The following is a 14340-nucleotide window of genomic DNA, read 5'->3' on the forward strand; positions in this document are numbered from 1 at the left end:
GGCTCCACTACACCGTCAACACTACGCAGCTGTCGGTTTCCCAACACAAACGCACTTCATCGCCCCAGGTAGGCATCCCTTTGCGAAAACGGTGGCCGTTTTGCAGCTGGGCGCTGATGATCTGGCCGCTGTGCAATTTCACGTGGTAGATGGACAGATCGCCCAGGTAAGAAATGTGCGCCACTTCCCCCACCGCGAAGTTGCAGCCGTCTTCCGGCACCTGTTCGCACAGCAGGATCTTTTCCGGCCGCAGCGCCACCTGGATCGGCACGCCGTCCACCACCGAAGCGTCCGGATCGACCTTGATCGCATGGCGCAACCCGGGGCTTTGCAGGATCAGCGCGTCGTCGTGGCGCTCCAGCAGCACACAGTCGAAGACGTTGACCGAGCCGATGAATTCGGCGCTGAAGCGGCTGTTCGGATGCTCGTAGATCTCTTCCGGCTCACCGATCTGCACGAACTTGCCGCGGTTCATGATGGCGATGCGCCCCGCCATGGTCATCGCCTCCTCCTGATCGTGGGTTACCATCACGCAGGTCACGCCGACGCGCTCCAGAATGTCGGTCACTTCCAGCTGCATGCGATCGCGCAGCTTCTTGTCCAATGCGCCCATCGGCTCATCCAGCAACAGCAGCTTCGGCCGCTTGGCCAGGCTGCGCGCCAGCGCCACCCGCTGCCGCTGGCCGCCGGAAAGCTGGTGCGGCTTGCGCTTGGCATACTCTTGCATGTGCACCAGCGCCAGCATTTCCGCCACCCGCTCGGCGATCTCCGCCCGTGGCATTTTGTCCTGCTTCAGGCCGAAGGCGATGTTCTGCTCCACCGTCATGTGCGGGAACAGCGCATAGGATTGGAACATCATGTTGATCGGCCGCTGGTACGGCGGCACATGCGACATATCCTGCCCGTCGAGCACGATCTGCCCTTCCGACGGCTGCTCAAAGCCGGCCAGCATGCGCAGCAAGGTGGACTTGCCGCAGCCGGACGGGCCGAGCAACGCAAAGATCTCGCCTTTATAGATGGTGAGGCTGACGTCTTCGACCGCGTTCTGCCCGTCGAACGTTTTGGTGAGGTTACGAATTTCCAGCAGAGGGGTGAAAACCTTCTGCGACTTGGTTTGAGGACGAGGAATGGCGTCGTTCAATCGGGGTGCTCTCCGGCGTAAAGCGCTACAACACCACGGCGCGCGCCGTGGCCCAAAACGGCGATGCAGGCGGGGGGTGCCCGCCTGCCGGTTTACCGATATTCAGGGGATATTCCCCATCATCACTTCCCGCTTTTAACTTTAGTCCATGCGCGGGTAATGACACGATCCAGCTTCGGCGACTGCACGTTGAGCGTGAACAGCTTGGCGCGGATGTCGGCCGGCGGATAGACGTTCGGGTTATCGCGCACTTCGGCGCTCACCAGCGGCGTCGCGTCCTTCACGGCGTTGGCGTAGTAAACATGGTTGCTGATGTCCGCCATCACATCCGGCTTCAGCAGGAAGTTCAGGAACTGATAGGCGGCGTCCTTATTCTTGGCGTCCGCCGGCATGGCGAACATGTCAAAATAGGTCAATGCGCCCTCTTTCGGGATTGCGTAGGCGACGTTCACGCCGTTTTTCGCCTCTTTGGCACGGTTGGCCGCCTGCATCACGTCGCCGGACCAGCCAATGGCCACGCAGATGTCGCCGTTCGCCAGATCGTTGATGTACTGCGAAGAGTGGAAATAGCGAATGTTAGGCCGCAGCTTCAGCAGCAGATCGTTGGCCGCGCCGGTGTAGTCCGCCGCGTTGGTGCTGTTGGGATCCTTGCCCAGGTAATGCAGCACCGTGGCGTAGACCTCGCTCGGCGCATCGAGGAAGGAAACGCCGCAGCTCTTGAGCTTCTCGAGGTTTTCCGGCTTGAAGATCAGATCCCAACTGTTGACCGGCGCGTCTTTGCCCAGCGCCGCTTTCACCTTATCGACGTTATAGCCGATGCCGGTGGTCACCATCATGTACGGAATACCGTATTTGTTGTCTTTGTCGTTATGCGCCACCAGCTTCAGCATCTCGGGATCGAGATTTTTGTAGTTGGGGATCTTGCTCTTGTCGAGCGGCTCGAAGATGCCGGCCTGCGACTGACGCTCGAGGAAGTTGGATGAAGGGACGACCAAATCGTAACCGGTGCTGCCCGCCATGAGTTTGCCTTCCAACACTTCGTTGGAGTCAAAGACGTCGTACACCACCTTGATACCGGTTTCCTTCTGGAATTTGGCCAGGGTATCCGGCGCGATATAGTCGGACCAGTTATACACGTGCAGCGTTTTCTCTTCGGCTGACGCCGTGACGGACGCGGCCATCAGCAGGCCGGCAACCACACCCGATAACCACTTTTTACGTTGGGTGACCATCCGTAACTTCCTCCAAAACAGGGTGAATCATAGAATTGAACTTGTATCTGCAGCGATACAAAACCTTTCCTGATTGAGCGCAATCGTTGCAACCGCGAACTGAATGGCTATGCATATGATTGCATACGCCTTTTTGCACTGCCCTGCTCGCGTGGTCACAAGGGAAATCGCAAGCCCTTAGCAGAATCAGCAGCATAGCCGCTGCGGCCTGAACCCGCCAGCCCCTGGAGGAAAAAACGCCTTTTATCGATTTTTTATGCAGTTTTTCTCTATGTGATACGCCATTAGCGGCGTAAACGGCGAGAAAGATCGGGCGGCAAAGGCCAAAGTGCAGAATATCTTATTGCGGAGGGAAATAACGGCTGCATGCCGCCGGAAACAGCGGCATGCTTAATGTACGGCGAGGATCAGTGCAGCATCGGCTGGCGCACGGCGCCAGCGGGGATCTCTTCTTCGTCCCCCATAAACAGCAGATCGTTCGCCCGTGCTTCGAGGATCACCATCGAGACCTGCTCTTCGCCCTGTTGCATGAAGTGGGTGAACTGCTCGTAGGTGACGCCGACCGCCACGCTCAGCGACTGGCAGACGATCAGCTTCGGCAGGTTGTCGTCCTGAATGTCGACAAACGCCTTGATAGTGAGCGAACTGGCGTTGATCTGGCTCAGATCCGCCACCAGCGGGATCAGCGCGGTCGGCTTCACCTCGGCCAACGCGGAGAACAGAATGACGTTGTCCACCAGATCAATCTTGGCGTCGAACACGCCGTCGAAGTTCTGCATGTGCGGCAGGTGCAGCGCCTGGCAGGAATCGCACTCAAAGAAAGAAATGCCCGACTGATCCAGCCAGCGCCGCAACAGCGCCAAATCGGGGACAATGAGTGAATCCATATAGCCAGCCTCACAATATTCAAAACGTGAAAAGGCGCATAGCTTACGGAATATTCACCCGATACGCCACGATCAATGCGGCTTAATTCACTATTTCAGATATTGCACGGCGGGAAAAGCGCGCCGCCCACCCCGTCAACCGCCCGATTTCAGGCGGAATCCCGGCCGACCGCGCTGCTCGATGTAGTCGAGCATCATGCCGGCGATGTCCAGCCCGGTGGTGGTTTCTACCCCTTCCAGCCCCGGTGAAGCATTGACCTCCATCACCAGCGGGCCGCGCTCGGCGCGCAGGATATCCACCCCGGCGACGTCCAGCCCCAACGTGCTTGCCGCTTTGACCGCGATCGCCCGCTCCCTGGCGGTGATGGTCACTTTGCGCGCGGTGCCGCCGCGGTGCAGGTTGGAACGAAATTCGCCCGGCTTGGCCTGGCGCTCGATGGCGGCCACCACCCGGCCGCCCACCACCAGGCAGCGCACGTCGCGCCCCTGCGCCTCGCGCACGTACTCCTGCACCAGAATGTGGGCATTCAGCCCGCGAAAGGCGTCGATCACGCTTTCCGCCGCCTGCCGGGTTTCCGCCAGCACCACCCCGATGCCCTGCGTGCCTTCCACCAGCTTGACCACCAGCGGCGCGCCGCCGACCAGCTCAATGAGATCGCCGGTATCGTCCGGTGAATGGGCGAAGCCGGTGATCGGCAGATCGATGCCCTGCCGCGCCAGCAACTGCAGCGAGCGCAATTTGTCGCGGGCGCGGGTAATGGCTACGGATTCGTTTAACGGATAGCTGCCGAGCAGCTCGAACTGGCGCAGCACTGCGGTGCCGTAAAAGGTGATGGCGGAGCCGATGCGCGGGATCACCGCGTCATAGCGTTCCAGCTGGCGGCCGCGGTAGTGGATGGTCGGCGCCGCCGGATTGATGTTCATATAACAGGAGAGCGGATCGATGATATCGATGCTGTGCCCGCGATCTTCCGCCGCTTCACGCAGCCGCTTGCATGAGTACAGCGTTCCGTCGCGAGAAAGAATGGCAATTTTCACTCGTCACTCCAAAAAGGCCAACGCCTGCCCCGCAGGCGGGTTAGCGGCCGCGGCGTTCAGGCGCGCGGATCGCTGTCCTGATGATTTTTCGATGCGTCCGTATCATGCGGCCTGCGGCGATCGTTTTCCGGCGGCAGGCCGCCGCGTATCAGTGGCCCGAAGCCCTGCACCACGCGCCATACCAGAAACGCCGCCGCCGGCACCATCAGCGCCACGCCGAGGAAAATCATGCCGACCGCCGCCTGCTGCGACGCCAGCCAGCCCGGCAACTGCAGGTGGCCATGAATGCTGAGGTAGGCCAGCACCAACATCACGATGCCCAGCCCTTCCAACACCAGCACCGGACGCGGTAAGTCTCCGAATGAACGCATATTTTTCTTCTCCAGAAGGTCTGCCCCCAGTGTAGTGAATTCCCGTCAACGGCGACAGCCCCGGTGGACTAATTGGTTACATGAATCAGATTAACAGGTAATTCCTGCTTTTTTTTCATGGCCTCAACGGGCATAGTAGGCGCCATCTGATGCGGGTAATGACTTTTTCGGTGACGGGATGTCGTTGCGATCGCGAATAATTTATTGAAAATCCAATCTAAGGAGCGTTGCATGTTTGCAGTAATCTTCGGGCGTCCTGGCTGTCCTTATTGTGTCCGCGCTAAAGAGCTGGCGGAAAAACTGACTGAAGAACGCGACGATTTCAACTTCCGTTACGTTGACATCCACGCGGAAGGCATCACTAAGGCCGATCTGGAAAAAACCGTCGGCAAACCGGTTGAAACCGTGCCGCAGATCTTCCTGGATGAGAAGCACATCGGCGGTTGCACCGATTTCGAAGCTTACGCGAAAGAACACCTGAACCTGTTCCAGTAAGTTCTTGAACGACGAAAAAGGCGCTTAACGCGCCTTTTTTTATTGCCGCTGCCGCCGGTGCAGCTGTTGCAGCGCCTGCAACAGACCGAGGGCGAATAGCATCAGCATCGCGCCGAACACGCACCAGAACACCGCGCTGGTGGCGTAAGCCAGCTCCTGCCAGAACGAAGAGGACGGCGTCAGCCAGAAGTGGCGGATCACCAGACACAGCGGCAATGCATACAGCGCGCCCAGCAGCGGGCAAAGCAGCCGCTTGCGGCTCGACAGATAGCTGGCGATCGCACCGGGGACTACGAACAGCAGCAGGCCGGTTTCGCCGTGGTGCTCATGATCCGTGCTGCCGAACAGGCCGGTTTGCTGGCCGAGAAACACCAGGCTGAACAACAGAAAACAGCTGAGAATGCCCAGCCAATATCTATAACTCGTCATGCGAATTCTCCCCCGCCCAATTACTGCATCAATAGAAATCAGTCCGGTCACCCGTGCGGTGACGCTGAACCGAATTTTTTCCTTGGTCAAAAGAGAGTTAAATGCGCACGGCGGCGCAGGAAATCAGCTTTCTGTGCTGGCTGTCATCGGTCATAGCGTCTAGAATGAACGCCGCCGAACGATGGTTCGCTTCGCCTTACGCTGGTGGTGATTTATGACGTCGTTTTAAGGCTGAATTTATCTCTTATAGTTATCTATATCAAGCACTTACTGGTAAACAATAAGTTATCCTCCGTGAACATAAACGTCGCTAGTTTGTTAAACGGTAACTACATTCTGTTACTGTTCGTGGTACTCGCACTGGGGCTGTGCCTCGGTAAACTCCGTCTGGGCTCCGTCCAACTCGGTAATTCCATTGGCGTTTTGGTGGTTTCGCTGCTGCTCGGCCAGCAACACTTCGCCATTAACACCGAGGCGCTGAATCTCGGCTTCATGCTGTTTATTTTCTGCGTCGGCGTGGAAGCCGGGCCCAACTTTTTCTCGATTTTCTTCCGCGACGGTAAAAATTACCTGATGCTGGCGCTGGTGATGGTCGGCTCGGCGATGGTGATCGCCATCGGTCTCGGCAAGCTGTTCCACTGGGACATCGGCCTGACCGCCGGCATGTTGGCCGGATCGATGACCTCGACCCCAGTGCTGGTGGGCGCCGGCGATACGCTGCGCAACACCATCGTCAACGGCCCGGCGCTGCTGGCGGCGCAGGATCATCTGAGCCTCGGCTATGCCCTCACCTACCTGATCGGTCTGGTCAGCCTGATCTTCGGCGCGCGTTACCTGCCGAAGCTGCAGCACCAGGATCTGTCCACCTCCGCCCAACAGATCGCCCGCGAGCGCGGCCTGGACACCGACAGCCAACGCAAGGTCTACCTGCCGGTGATCCGCGCCTACCGCGTCGGCCCCGAGCTGGTGGCCTGGGCCGACGGCAAGAACCTGCGCGAGCTGGGCATCTATCGCCAGACCGGCTGCTACATCGAACGCATCCGCCGCAACGGCATTCTGGCCAACCCGGACGGCGACGCGGTGCTGCAGGTGGGCGATGAGATTTCGCTGGTCGGCTACCCGGACGCCCACGCGCGGCTGGACCCGAGCTTCCGCAACGGCAAGGAAGTGTTCGATCGCGATCTGCTCGACATGCGCATCGTCACCGAAGAGATCGTGGTGAAGAACAGCAACGCGGTGAACAAGCGCCTGAGCCAGCTGAAGCTGACCGACCACGGCTGCTTCCTCAACCGCGTGATCCGCAGCCAGATCGAAATGCCGATCGATGACAGCATCGTGCTCAACAAAGGCGACGTACTGCAGGTGAGCGGCGACGCGCGCCGGGTGAAGAGCGTGGCGGAGAAGATTGGCTTTATCTCGATCCACAGCCAGGTGACCGACCTGCTGGCGTTCTGCGCCTTCTTCATCATCGGCCTGCTGATTGGCCAGATCACCATTCAGTTCAGCAATTTCTCGTTCGGCATCGGCAACGCTGCCGGTCTGCTGATGTCCGGCATCATGCTCGGCTTCCTGCGCGCCAACCACCCAACCTTCGGCTACATTCCGCAGGGCGCGCTGAACATGGTGAAAGAGTTTGGCCTGATGGTGTTTATGGCGGGCGTGGGCCTGAGCGCCGGCGCCGGCATCGGCCACAGCCTGGGCGCGGTCGGCGGCCAGATGCTGATCGCCGGGCTGATCGTCAGCCTGGTGCCGGTGATTATCTGCTTCCTGTTCGGCGCCTACGTGCTGCGCATGAACCGCGCCCTGCTGTTTGGCGCCATCATGGGCGCCCGCACCTGCGCGCCGGCGATGGAAATTATCAGCGATACCGCGCGCAGCAACATCCCGGCGTTGGGCTACGCCGGCACCTACGCCATCGCTAACGTGCTGTTAACGCTGGCGGGTTCACTCATCGTAGTGCTATGGCCGGGCATACTCGGCTGATCGATTAGCGGGAGAGATGGATCGGCGATAAAAATATTTTGATTTTTTTGTCGCCGGCCAGAACTTTCGTTTGGGGCCGCAGTCTGAATTAGTGCCACTGCTTTTCTTTGATGTCCCCATTTTGTGGAGCCCGATAATCCCGCCTTTTAGGTTCAAGATTATCGGGTTTTTTGTTGCCTTGAAAAAATATCCTTATAAAACAATGCCACACAAAGCACATAACTACCCTGTGGCGACAAAGTGGCGACAGCCATTTTACGGGCATAAAAAAACCTGCTTTCGCAGGCTTCTTGTTAAATCCAAAGTGTTCCCTGATTGCTTCGCGTTGGGTGTGGCGGAGCGATATCAACTTTGCCCGGTGATACGATCTGCCGCTGAATAGATTCCAACGTCACAAAAGTACAACTGCAATTTATGTTTTGGCATTGATGATAACGCTCTTTAGTGTTCTCACTGAGATAGCGGCTTGTGCGGGCATGGGCGGCAGTTCGGCAAAGCGGGCAATGCATCATGTTGGTATTCCATTCCCACTCTCTCATTGTCGCGATAGTACCCTACCTGCTCGAGAACAAAGCGCCCGTAAAGTGAATTTACAAATTAAAATTCACATTACGAGATCTCATCAGTCACACCCGACAGCAAAACCTCAACTCCAGCGCCGTCGTAAAACCTCCGTTACTCAGATTGTACGTGACTTTGCTCACCACCCAGGCTTGTGCATCGATCGCCGCTTTAAACCCGCTGATGCGTACCAACATTTTTAGGGAGATGTTGGCCCGCCCAATCGCGAACGGCGATGAGAACGTAGCGCCCCTACGGGGCGAGCACGGCTGCTTTGCAGCCTCAACCGTCTTTAAGCCCCAGCCTCACATCAACGCCGGTGCCGCCTGACGGCCCGACCGGCCGCGAGGTGGCGTATGCCCCCGCCGCGTTGACACACACATAAAATGAGCACGCCTGTGGCGTAAGCCGGCTGACGACGATGCCCTCTTCCTGCCCACTGCCACCCTGTAGACTCTGCACCATGTATATTCCGCAACCCGCAAAACTGCTGTTCCAGCATGATGACGGCTGGAGCCGCTATCTCGACAAACACGGCGACGCCCTCAGCGACTGGACCAAACTCGCCGTCGAACGCATGCTTGCCTGCGGAACCTGTGCCATGGGCGTACGCCGCTACTGCTGCGCCTCACCGGACTGCACCCATTCCCGCTTTTTCTGCCAGAGCTGCAAGCCCAAGGCCTCCGAGCAGTGGATTGCCGAACAGCAGCTCATCCTGCCCGACTGCGACTGGCCGCACATCACCTTCACCCTGCCTCACCTGCTGTGGCCATTCTTCAACAACAACTGGCCCTGCTCAATGACCTGTTTCGCTGAGCCACCCGTGCCATGCTCCGCTGGGCGCTCCAACAGGGGATCGAAGTCGGTATCTTCTGTGCGCTCTATACCTACGGCCGACGGCTGAATCAGCACCCACATATCCACATTTCCGTTACCCGCGGTGGCCTAGACATCAAACACAGCACCTGGCGGCCGCTGTTCTTTAAAAAGAAAGCCGTCGAAGCCATCTGGCGCAACGTCGTCATTTACCTGCTGCGCGAAAACTATGCACGCATCAACACCGGCGGCCTGCCGGGCCTCGGCCATATCCGTAACGAAGACCGGTGACGCCATTATCTGCATGCCCAATATCGCCGCGCCTGGAAAGTGCACTTCGCCAAAAAGACCCGCGGCACCTGGTGCAGCGTGAAATACCTCAGTCGATACCTGAAGCGCCCGCCAGTGGCGGCTTCTCAGCTCCGGCATTACTGCGGCGGGTCTGTGGTCCATCAGTATTACGATCACCGCACACAGCAAAACAAACGCCAGAAAATCAGCCAGGAGGAGATATTGCAGCGCTACGTCAGCCATATCCCGGCCCGACATTTTAAGATGGTGCCCTATTACGATTTTCTGGCCAACCGCAAGCGGGGTTCGCTGCTGCCGAAGGTTTACAACGCGCTGGCGATGGCGGTACGGGAAAAACCGAAGCGGCCCGGGTTCGTAGTACTGATGAAGAGCTTCCTGGACACTGATCCGTACCAGTGTATCCTCTGCAAGGGCCGACTGCGTTTTGCCGGCACCGTGGCGGGCACTCATGCCACCAAACTGCTCTCTGACAGGCTGCACCGGATGGCGAAAAAACGATGGCTTCAGACCTCGTTGCTGGATAATTGCGCCTGAAAAATGGGTTTGGGATTAAAAAACAGCAAAACAGGTATTTTCACGCTTAATCGCTCGCTACTCCCCGCCATCTGAGAGTATGCCTCGCAAGGATCTATGGTGAGAGATCTCAAAAATGGTCGATCCAATCTCCTAACCATGAACAGACTTACCTATAGTAATGAGGTGTACTCCTACGCTATACGCCGTGTCGCGTGGATTTTGTCTAATCGGATAACCTAAATGCGATACGGAATACGCGATAATTTAAAAGCGATAGCCACTGGCACTAAATCAATCCCTTACGGGCCGGATTGATTAAATAATTCGCTAAACGTACAATAATTTCCGATCTCCAAACTTCACCCGCCGTAGGCGGGTGAAGTTTGGAGAAGTAGACCCGTCTGGATAACTGGCGGGTTCACCTCCCCCCCCCCCTTTAATGCAACAGAATCAAAGAAATTCAGTGGAATTATTTCGGTACAATAGGGGTATTATCCCAGTCATACCAAACTTTATTTGTATGTACATTTCCCGTTGACGAGATATTTTTCATTTTAAGATTTGTAAGGCTCAGCGATGTAAAGTTATTAGTTGTTTCAGAGTCAACTGCATGTGAAGCAATAATTGATGATTCATCACCAGTTTCACCATAATAACCGGATATCTCAGTCCTATTATTATTCTCCCCACTAAGATAGGCAACAACTGATTTCCCCGATGGCATATTAGAAACATGCAAACCGATTAGAGAGTTATTTCTAGCCTTTAGCTGAAAATTGAATGCATTTTTAACTTTAGTTGCATCCATGGATGAAAAATCAATATTTATATTAGTCATGAGATTATTTTTCCCTTTGCCGATAATACCTCCAACCTGACAAGATTTCACGAGAATGCTGTTGAAAATGCTATGTTCACAACCTGTATCATCTGGCGTTTGCTGGCCCATACCAAAACCATGCTGACAATTTTTTACCAGACAATTTGTAACTCTATTCCAGTGGGAGTGATTTTTTAATTCCACGCAAAAAAAAAGACATATCTTCAGCGGTACAATCCGAAATTTCACTGTCCCAGTAGTCTGAAATTAACATTCCAATACATGTTGTTCTATCTTTTTCACTCGGACCCTGAGCATTGTTATAATCTTCGAGAGCCTTTGTCGCTTTGGCATAACAATTTCGTATTTTCAAATTACGATATATTTCCGTATCTCCTGACGCCCTGTAACCTATAATCCCAGAACCACAAAAATCCACTACGCTACAATTTTTTCACTAAAACATCATTACAGCTTGAAAATACCATTCCATGCTTACGCTGTTTTGCTTCCGTCATGGGGAAAGAGGTGTATTGACAATCAAGGCTTATATTTTCAACGGTTATTGAATTTGCTTTTTCCCATTGAAAAAGAGCTACTGTCCCGATACTTTTAAAAACAGGCTTGTCTGAACCTATCCCAACGATATTAAATGATTTATCTCCACCTTTATTTTTTCGCAGGTATTACGTCAACATATACACACCGGGCTCGACTAAGCCCGTACCGCCATTTGTGGCCAAGTAGTCTAAGAAACGCTTAATTGCTAAGGTATCATCAGTTACACCGTCGCCTTTAGCCTGGAAATTAGCCTTTAAACCTTTATAATTATCTAGATTAACCATAATTCTCTCATTTGAGCATGAAGTGACCACTTCATGTTAATAACACACGGATACCCAAATACCAGTGCATCCTATGCAAGGGCCGGTTGCGTTTTACCGGTGCCGTGCGGGCGAGCACGCCACCAAACTGCTCTCTGACAGGCTGCAGCGGGTGGCGAAAAAACGATGGCTTCAGCCCCCCGCCCACACCGCACAGGCGCCTTTCCCACTTCGCCTGTGCTGCCCGCATCGTGACGGGCTTTTTTCTTAGGCGCCGGGCGCCACCGGCCAGTCAATATCCGGCGCATCCTGCGGGTTAATGCGGCTCAGCTGCACCCGGTAGATTTTCCAGCGCTTGAGCTGTGCGGTTTCTTCCTCCGTCGCCATCCCCAAATCATCCGCATCCTGCAGCGGGGCGATCGCCTTACTGGCCTTCTCCAGTCTTTGAGCCTTTTGGCGTTCAGCGGTTTCCCGCTGTTCGGCCTTCGTTGGTGGCGGTATATCAACCCAGCACGGATCACCATTCTCATCTGCGCCGCGCATTTTGCCAGTGGGCCACTGACCGCAATATTTTTCCCACACGCTGGCAGCGACAGGTTTCACATCGTCCGGCCAGTTATTATATTTTTCATAGCCTTCACGCTCTTCGAGAACGTAGAAACTCGTCGTACTGGCGCTGTATCCGTAGCTAATCATCATACCCCCACAGCCCAAAAGTAGGCGTTTGTTTCTCGTTCAGCCATATAAGCCGTAAATCCGTCATTCCCCAAATCGCGCACCTCAATATTATTATTCGATTCCCCCCAGAGCTGGCCCAACGTCATTTGAACGCCAAAACACTCACGCTGAAACGCACGCGAAAATCCGACTCTCGTCAAATTAGCCCCACGGTTCACCACGCCTCCCTGAATAATGAATCCTGTCAATTCGTCCTTGTACCACCAACCGCCGCGCCCACCGGCAACATGAGCTCGGTTGTTGAATGAGTTCCAATCAACGCGGCCGCTCACCTGTTCGAGAATGGCATCCCACAGCCATTTATTGCCCCAGCGGCTGCCCATGATGTTGCCGTCGCTGGCGTGGGTGCTGGCTCCTACTTTCAGGCTGCCCGTTACCGTGGCGTTGCGGTCAACGTACAAATCCTCACCTACGGAGACGTTTTTGTCGGCGCGGATGTAGCGATTGACAGTCAGGCTGTCATTGATACCCATTGAGTGCGCAAATGTGCTCAGCCCTGTTTTCACGTCAATGGTAAACGGGCGGAGGCTGTTCCACGTCCCGTACTGGTCTTTTGCATTAGTCAGCAACAAATACAACGCGTTGCCGTCATTACGCCAGAACGAGCCGTAATCACCGCCGATCAGCCGGTAGTTATCGGAGCTGGTTGATTGGATCTCCGCACTGGTTTTGACCGCCCCGGTAAGCTGTCCGCCAGACTTCGCCAAATAACGGCCATCAGCCTCGGTTTTACTCCAGGCGTTGACGTCCCCGGCCAACAAATTCACATCAGCGGACAGCGGTTTACCGTTCACCTTGATAGAGCGCAACGCGTATTTCTGTGCAGCCTGTGCGTCAGTCAGAGCGCCAACATCAGCCGCCGTTGGTTTACCAGCCGTTGAGTAATATTGCGACCAGCCACTAAACGAGCCGTTATTATTCGTGGCCGCATAGAGCTTGTTGCCGTTGCCATGACCGATAAACAGATAGTGAATAAATCGCTGATTTCCCGGCTCTGTGCTCAAGGTGGATTGATTCGTCGTCACATAAAGGGACCCCCACGGAACGGGTGTCCATGTGCTATTTTCAACGCTCCAGACACCCGCCGACGTTGGCATATCTGCGCCGTTAAGAACGCGCTGAACCCCCATTCGGGCCGCAAAGTTGTTCCTGTGATCGGCTGCTTGAACGTCGGCTGCCGTCGGTTTGTAGTCCGTGGTGTATATACGCGACCACTTCACCCCGTTTTCCGGTCGGTTTGAGTAACCGATGAAGCCATCCCCCAGCCCCGACACACTGATGTAACCGGTTGATGGGGCGGCGTCGCAAGGCAGGCTCAGCACCCCGGCGGCAATATTTCCGGCGATCGGCGGCTTGTTCTCAGAGGCCGAATTCAGCCGGTAGAGCTGCGCCGTATTGCAATAAGCATTATCAAAGGCCCGCGCACCGACACCCAGACCAAACGCACCGACGGCCATCAGTTGCCCACCTTCCACCCCAACATTACGCGTCGCGGCATCGCCCAGCGCCAGATTGCCACGCGCGGTGGCCTTGTCATTCAGGTCGGACAGATTGGCGGCCTTTTTCAGGCTGGCATCACTGACCGTTTTAAGCGCCTTCGGCGTGCTGGCTTTAGTTTCATCGGTGCTGGTTGTCGCGCTGCTCAGCTGTACCAGTCCCTTCGCCGTGGTGCTGGCATCCGGGTGGTTGCGGGTTTTCTCATGCGCTGCGATCGCATCGGCCACAAAATCCTTGGTCGCCAGCACGGTGTCGCCACCGGCGATCACCTGAATCGCCTCGGTGCTGCTGACAATCAGGATCATGCGCAGCGTCTGCGTGCGGCCGCTGCCCTCTTCCAGTTTCGGCTTGTAGCTCTCCGCCATATTGCTGACGGCAATCAGCGTCCCGGCCTCGTCATAGAGGCCCATTTCACGCAGCCAGAAGCCGCCGACGCTCGCCGGAATAATCATCTCGGCCAGAATGTGATTTTTCAGGTTCTTGTCGATAGTCAGCCCGTTGAGCGCCGCACGGTATTTCTCGCTGATGAGTTTTGTTTGCTCCGGATTGGGCGTCGGCAGCGTGCCGTTCCCGTCGCCGACGGCCATTGAGGTGATTTTCAACTGCGTTCCGCCCGCGCTGGCGGCGGCAATCTTGGCCGCCCCGGCAGTGGTAATAATCGCTTTGTATTTGCTCATGAT

At 55.8% G+C, this 14340-nt stretch carries 14 protein-coding genes and 2 pseudogenes; 4 read left to right on the forward strand and 12 right to left on the reverse strand.

Going from position 1 to position 14340, the window contains the following annotated elements; all coding sequences use genetic code 11:
* Positions 1-7: 7 nt before the first annotated feature.
* From potG to AC6BYQ_RS04640, 5 genes are all read right to left on the reverse strand, one after another.
* The gene (potG, locus tag AC6BYQ_RS04620; protein ID WP_019454582.1) at positions 8-1141 is read right to left on the reverse strand and encodes a putrescine ABC transporter ATP-binding subunit PotG; all 1134 of its coding nucleotides are present in this window, start codon (positions 1139-1141) and stop codon (positions 8-10) included.
* Between the two features lie 122 nt (positions 1142-1263).
* The gene (gene potF, locus AC6BYQ_RS04625; RefSeq protein ID WP_019454583.1) at positions 1264-2373 is read right to left on the reverse strand and encodes a spermidine/putrescine ABC transporter substrate-binding protein PotF; all 1110 of its coding nucleotides are present in this window, start codon (positions 2371-2373) and stop codon (positions 1264-1266) included.
* Between the two features lie 407 nt (positions 2374-2780).
* On the reverse strand, positions 2781-3260 hold the full coding sequence (locus AC6BYQ_RS04630) for a type III secretion system chaperone family protein (protein ID WP_019454584.1): 480 nt from the start codon (positions 3258-3260) through the stop codon (positions 2781-2783).
* A gap of 135 nt (positions 3261-3395) precedes the next feature.
* On the reverse strand, positions 3396-4298 hold the full coding sequence (rimK, locus tag AC6BYQ_RS04635) for a 30S ribosomal protein S6--L-glutamate ligase (RefSeq protein WP_498056370.1): 903 nt from the start codon (positions 4296-4298) through the stop codon (positions 3396-3398).
* A 56-nt stretch (positions 4299-4354) separates the two neighbouring features.
* Positions 4355-4669, reverse strand: coding sequence for a YbjC family protein (locus AC6BYQ_RS04640; protein WP_498056371.1), 315 nt, complete (start codon positions 4667-4669; stop codon positions 4355-4357).
* 231 nt (positions 4670-4900) lie between these two features.
* On the opposite strand from AC6BYQ_RS04640, the gene AC6BYQ_RS04645 reads away from it, so the two are divergent.
* On the forward strand, positions 4901-5164 hold the full coding sequence (locus AC6BYQ_RS04645; protein ID WP_004938676.1) for a GrxA family glutaredoxin: 264 nt from the start codon (positions 4901-4903) through the stop codon (positions 5162-5164).
* Positions 5165-5203: 39 nt separating this feature from the next.
* On the opposite strand, the gene AC6BYQ_RS04650 is transcribed toward AC6BYQ_RS04645, so the two are convergent.
* On the reverse strand, positions 5204-5593 hold the full coding sequence (locus AC6BYQ_RS04650; RefSeq protein ID WP_074054629.1) for an inner membrane protein YbjM: 390 nt from the start codon (positions 5591-5593) through the stop codon (positions 5204-5206).
* A 294-nt stretch (positions 5594-5887) separates the two neighbouring features.
* On the opposite strand from AC6BYQ_RS04650, the gene AC6BYQ_RS04655 reads away from it, so the two are divergent.
* Positions 5888-7576 carry an aspartate:alanine antiporter gene (locus AC6BYQ_RS04655; protein WP_004938680.1) on the forward strand — a complete coding sequence of 563 codons (1689 nt, stop codon included), beginning with the start codon at positions 5888-5890 and terminating at the stop codon, positions 7574-7576.
* Positions 7577-7869: 293 nt separating this feature from the next.
* On the opposite strand, the gene AC6BYQ_RS04660 is transcribed toward AC6BYQ_RS04655, so the two are convergent.
* Positions 7870-8088 (reverse strand): DNA-binding transcriptional regulator, encoded by a 219-nt coding sequence (locus AC6BYQ_RS04660; protein WP_072265518.1) that lies wholly within the window; start codon positions 8086-8088, stop codon positions 7870-7872.
* A 331-nt stretch (positions 8089-8419) separates the two neighbouring features.
* Positions 8420-8602 (reverse strand): hypothetical protein, encoded by a 183-nt coding sequence (locus tag AC6BYQ_RS04665; RefSeq protein ID WP_498056372.1) that lies wholly within the window; start codon positions 8600-8602, stop codon positions 8420-8422.
* Here AC6BYQ_RS04665 and AC6BYQ_RS04670 point away from each other — a divergent pair.
* Positions 8601-9799: pseudogene (locus tag AC6BYQ_RS04670) on the forward strand (IS91 family transposase). The gene AC6BYQ_RS04665 and the pseudogene AC6BYQ_RS04670 overlap by 2 nt on opposite strands.
* A gap of 451 nt (positions 9800-10250) precedes the next feature.
* On the opposite strand, the gene AC6BYQ_RS04675 reads toward AC6BYQ_RS04670, so the two are convergent.
* Both AC6BYQ_RS04675 and AC6BYQ_RS04680 read right to left on the reverse strand, forming a co-directional pair.
* The gene (locus AC6BYQ_RS04675; protein WP_498056373.1) at positions 10251-10730 is read right to left on the reverse strand and encodes a hypothetical protein; all 480 of its coding nucleotides are present in this window, start codon (positions 10728-10730) and stop codon (positions 10251-10253) included.
* Positions 10731-11287: 557 nt separating this feature from the next.
* Complete coding sequence (locus AC6BYQ_RS04680) at positions 11288-11446, reverse strand: hypothetical protein (protein ID WP_498056374.1); 159 nt, start codon at positions 11444-11446, stop codon at positions 11288-11290.
* A 59-nt stretch (positions 11447-11505) separates the two neighbouring features.
* Here AC6BYQ_RS04680 and AC6BYQ_RS04685 point away from each other — a divergent pair.
* Positions 11506-11696: pseudogene (locus AC6BYQ_RS04685) on the forward strand (hypothetical protein); the annotation flags it as partial.
* On the opposite strand, the gene AC6BYQ_RS04690 reads toward AC6BYQ_RS04685, so the two are convergent.
* Together AC6BYQ_RS04690 and AC6BYQ_RS04695 are read right to left on the reverse strand one after the other, a co-directional pair.
* On the reverse strand, positions 11693-12124 hold the full coding sequence (locus AC6BYQ_RS04690; RefSeq protein ID WP_498056375.1) for a tail fiber assembly protein: 432 nt from the start codon (positions 12122-12124) through the stop codon (positions 11693-11695). The pseudogene AC6BYQ_RS04685 and the gene AC6BYQ_RS04690 sit on opposite strands and share 4 nt — an antisense overlap.
* On the reverse strand, positions 12121-14337 hold the full coding sequence (locus AC6BYQ_RS04695) for a phage tail protein (RefSeq protein WP_498056376.1): 2217 nt from the start codon (positions 14335-14337) through the stop codon (positions 12121-12123). Before AC6BYQ_RS04695 ends, AC6BYQ_RS04690 begins: the two co-directional genes overlap by 4 nt.
* Between the last annotated feature and the right edge of the window lie 3 nt (positions 14338-14340).

This window comes from Serratia sp. LTN-2 (assembly GCF_059740205.1).

What these genes read in the sequence shown, in the direction of transcription:
- AC6BYQ_RS04630 (WP_019454584.1), bottom strand. Translation starts at nt 3,260, where the DNA reads ATGGATTCACTCATTGTCCCCGATTTGGCGCTGTTGCGGCGCTGGCTG.
- potF (WP_019454583.1), bottom strand. Translation starts at nt 2,373, where the DNA reads ATGGTCACCCAACGTAAAAAGTGGTTATCGGGTGTGGTTGCCGGCCTG.
- AC6BYQ_RS04645 (WP_004938676.1), top strand. Translation starts at nt 4,901, where the DNA reads ATGTTTGCAGTAATCTTCGGGCGTCCTGGCTGTCCTTATTGTGTCCGC.
- AC6BYQ_RS04690 (WP_498056375.1), bottom strand. Translation starts at nt 12,124, where the DNA reads ATGATGATTAGCTACGGATACAGCGCCAGTACGACGAGTTTCTACGTT.
- AC6BYQ_RS04680 (WP_498056374.1), bottom strand. Translation starts at nt 11,446, where the DNA reads ATGGTTAATCTAGATAATTATAAAGGTTTAAAGGCTAATTTCCAGGCT.
- AC6BYQ_RS04695 (WP_498056376.1), bottom strand. Translation starts at nt 14,337, where the DNA reads ATGAGCAAATACAAAGCGATTATTACCACTGCCGGGGCGGCCAAGATT.
- AC6BYQ_RS04650 (WP_074054629.1), bottom strand. Translation starts at nt 5,593, where the DNA reads ATGACGAGTTATAGATATTGGCTGGGCATTCTCAGCTGTTTTCTGTTG.
- AC6BYQ_RS04640 (WP_498056371.1), bottom strand. Translation starts at nt 4,669, where the DNA reads ATGCGTTCATTCGGAGACTTACCGCGTCCGGTGCTGGTGTTGGAAGGG.
- AC6BYQ_RS04675 (WP_498056373.1), bottom strand. Translation starts at nt 10,730, where the DNA reads ATGGGCCAGCAAACGCCAGATGATACAGGTTGTGAACATAGCATTTTC.
- AC6BYQ_RS04665 (WP_498056372.1), bottom strand. Translation starts at nt 8,602, where the DNA reads ATGGTGCAGAGTCTACAGGGTGGCAGTGGGCAGGAAGAGGGCATCGTC.
- AC6BYQ_RS04660 (WP_072265518.1), bottom strand. Translation starts at nt 8,088, where the DNA reads ATGATGCATTGCCCGCTTTGCCGAACTGCCGCCCATGCCCGCACAAGC.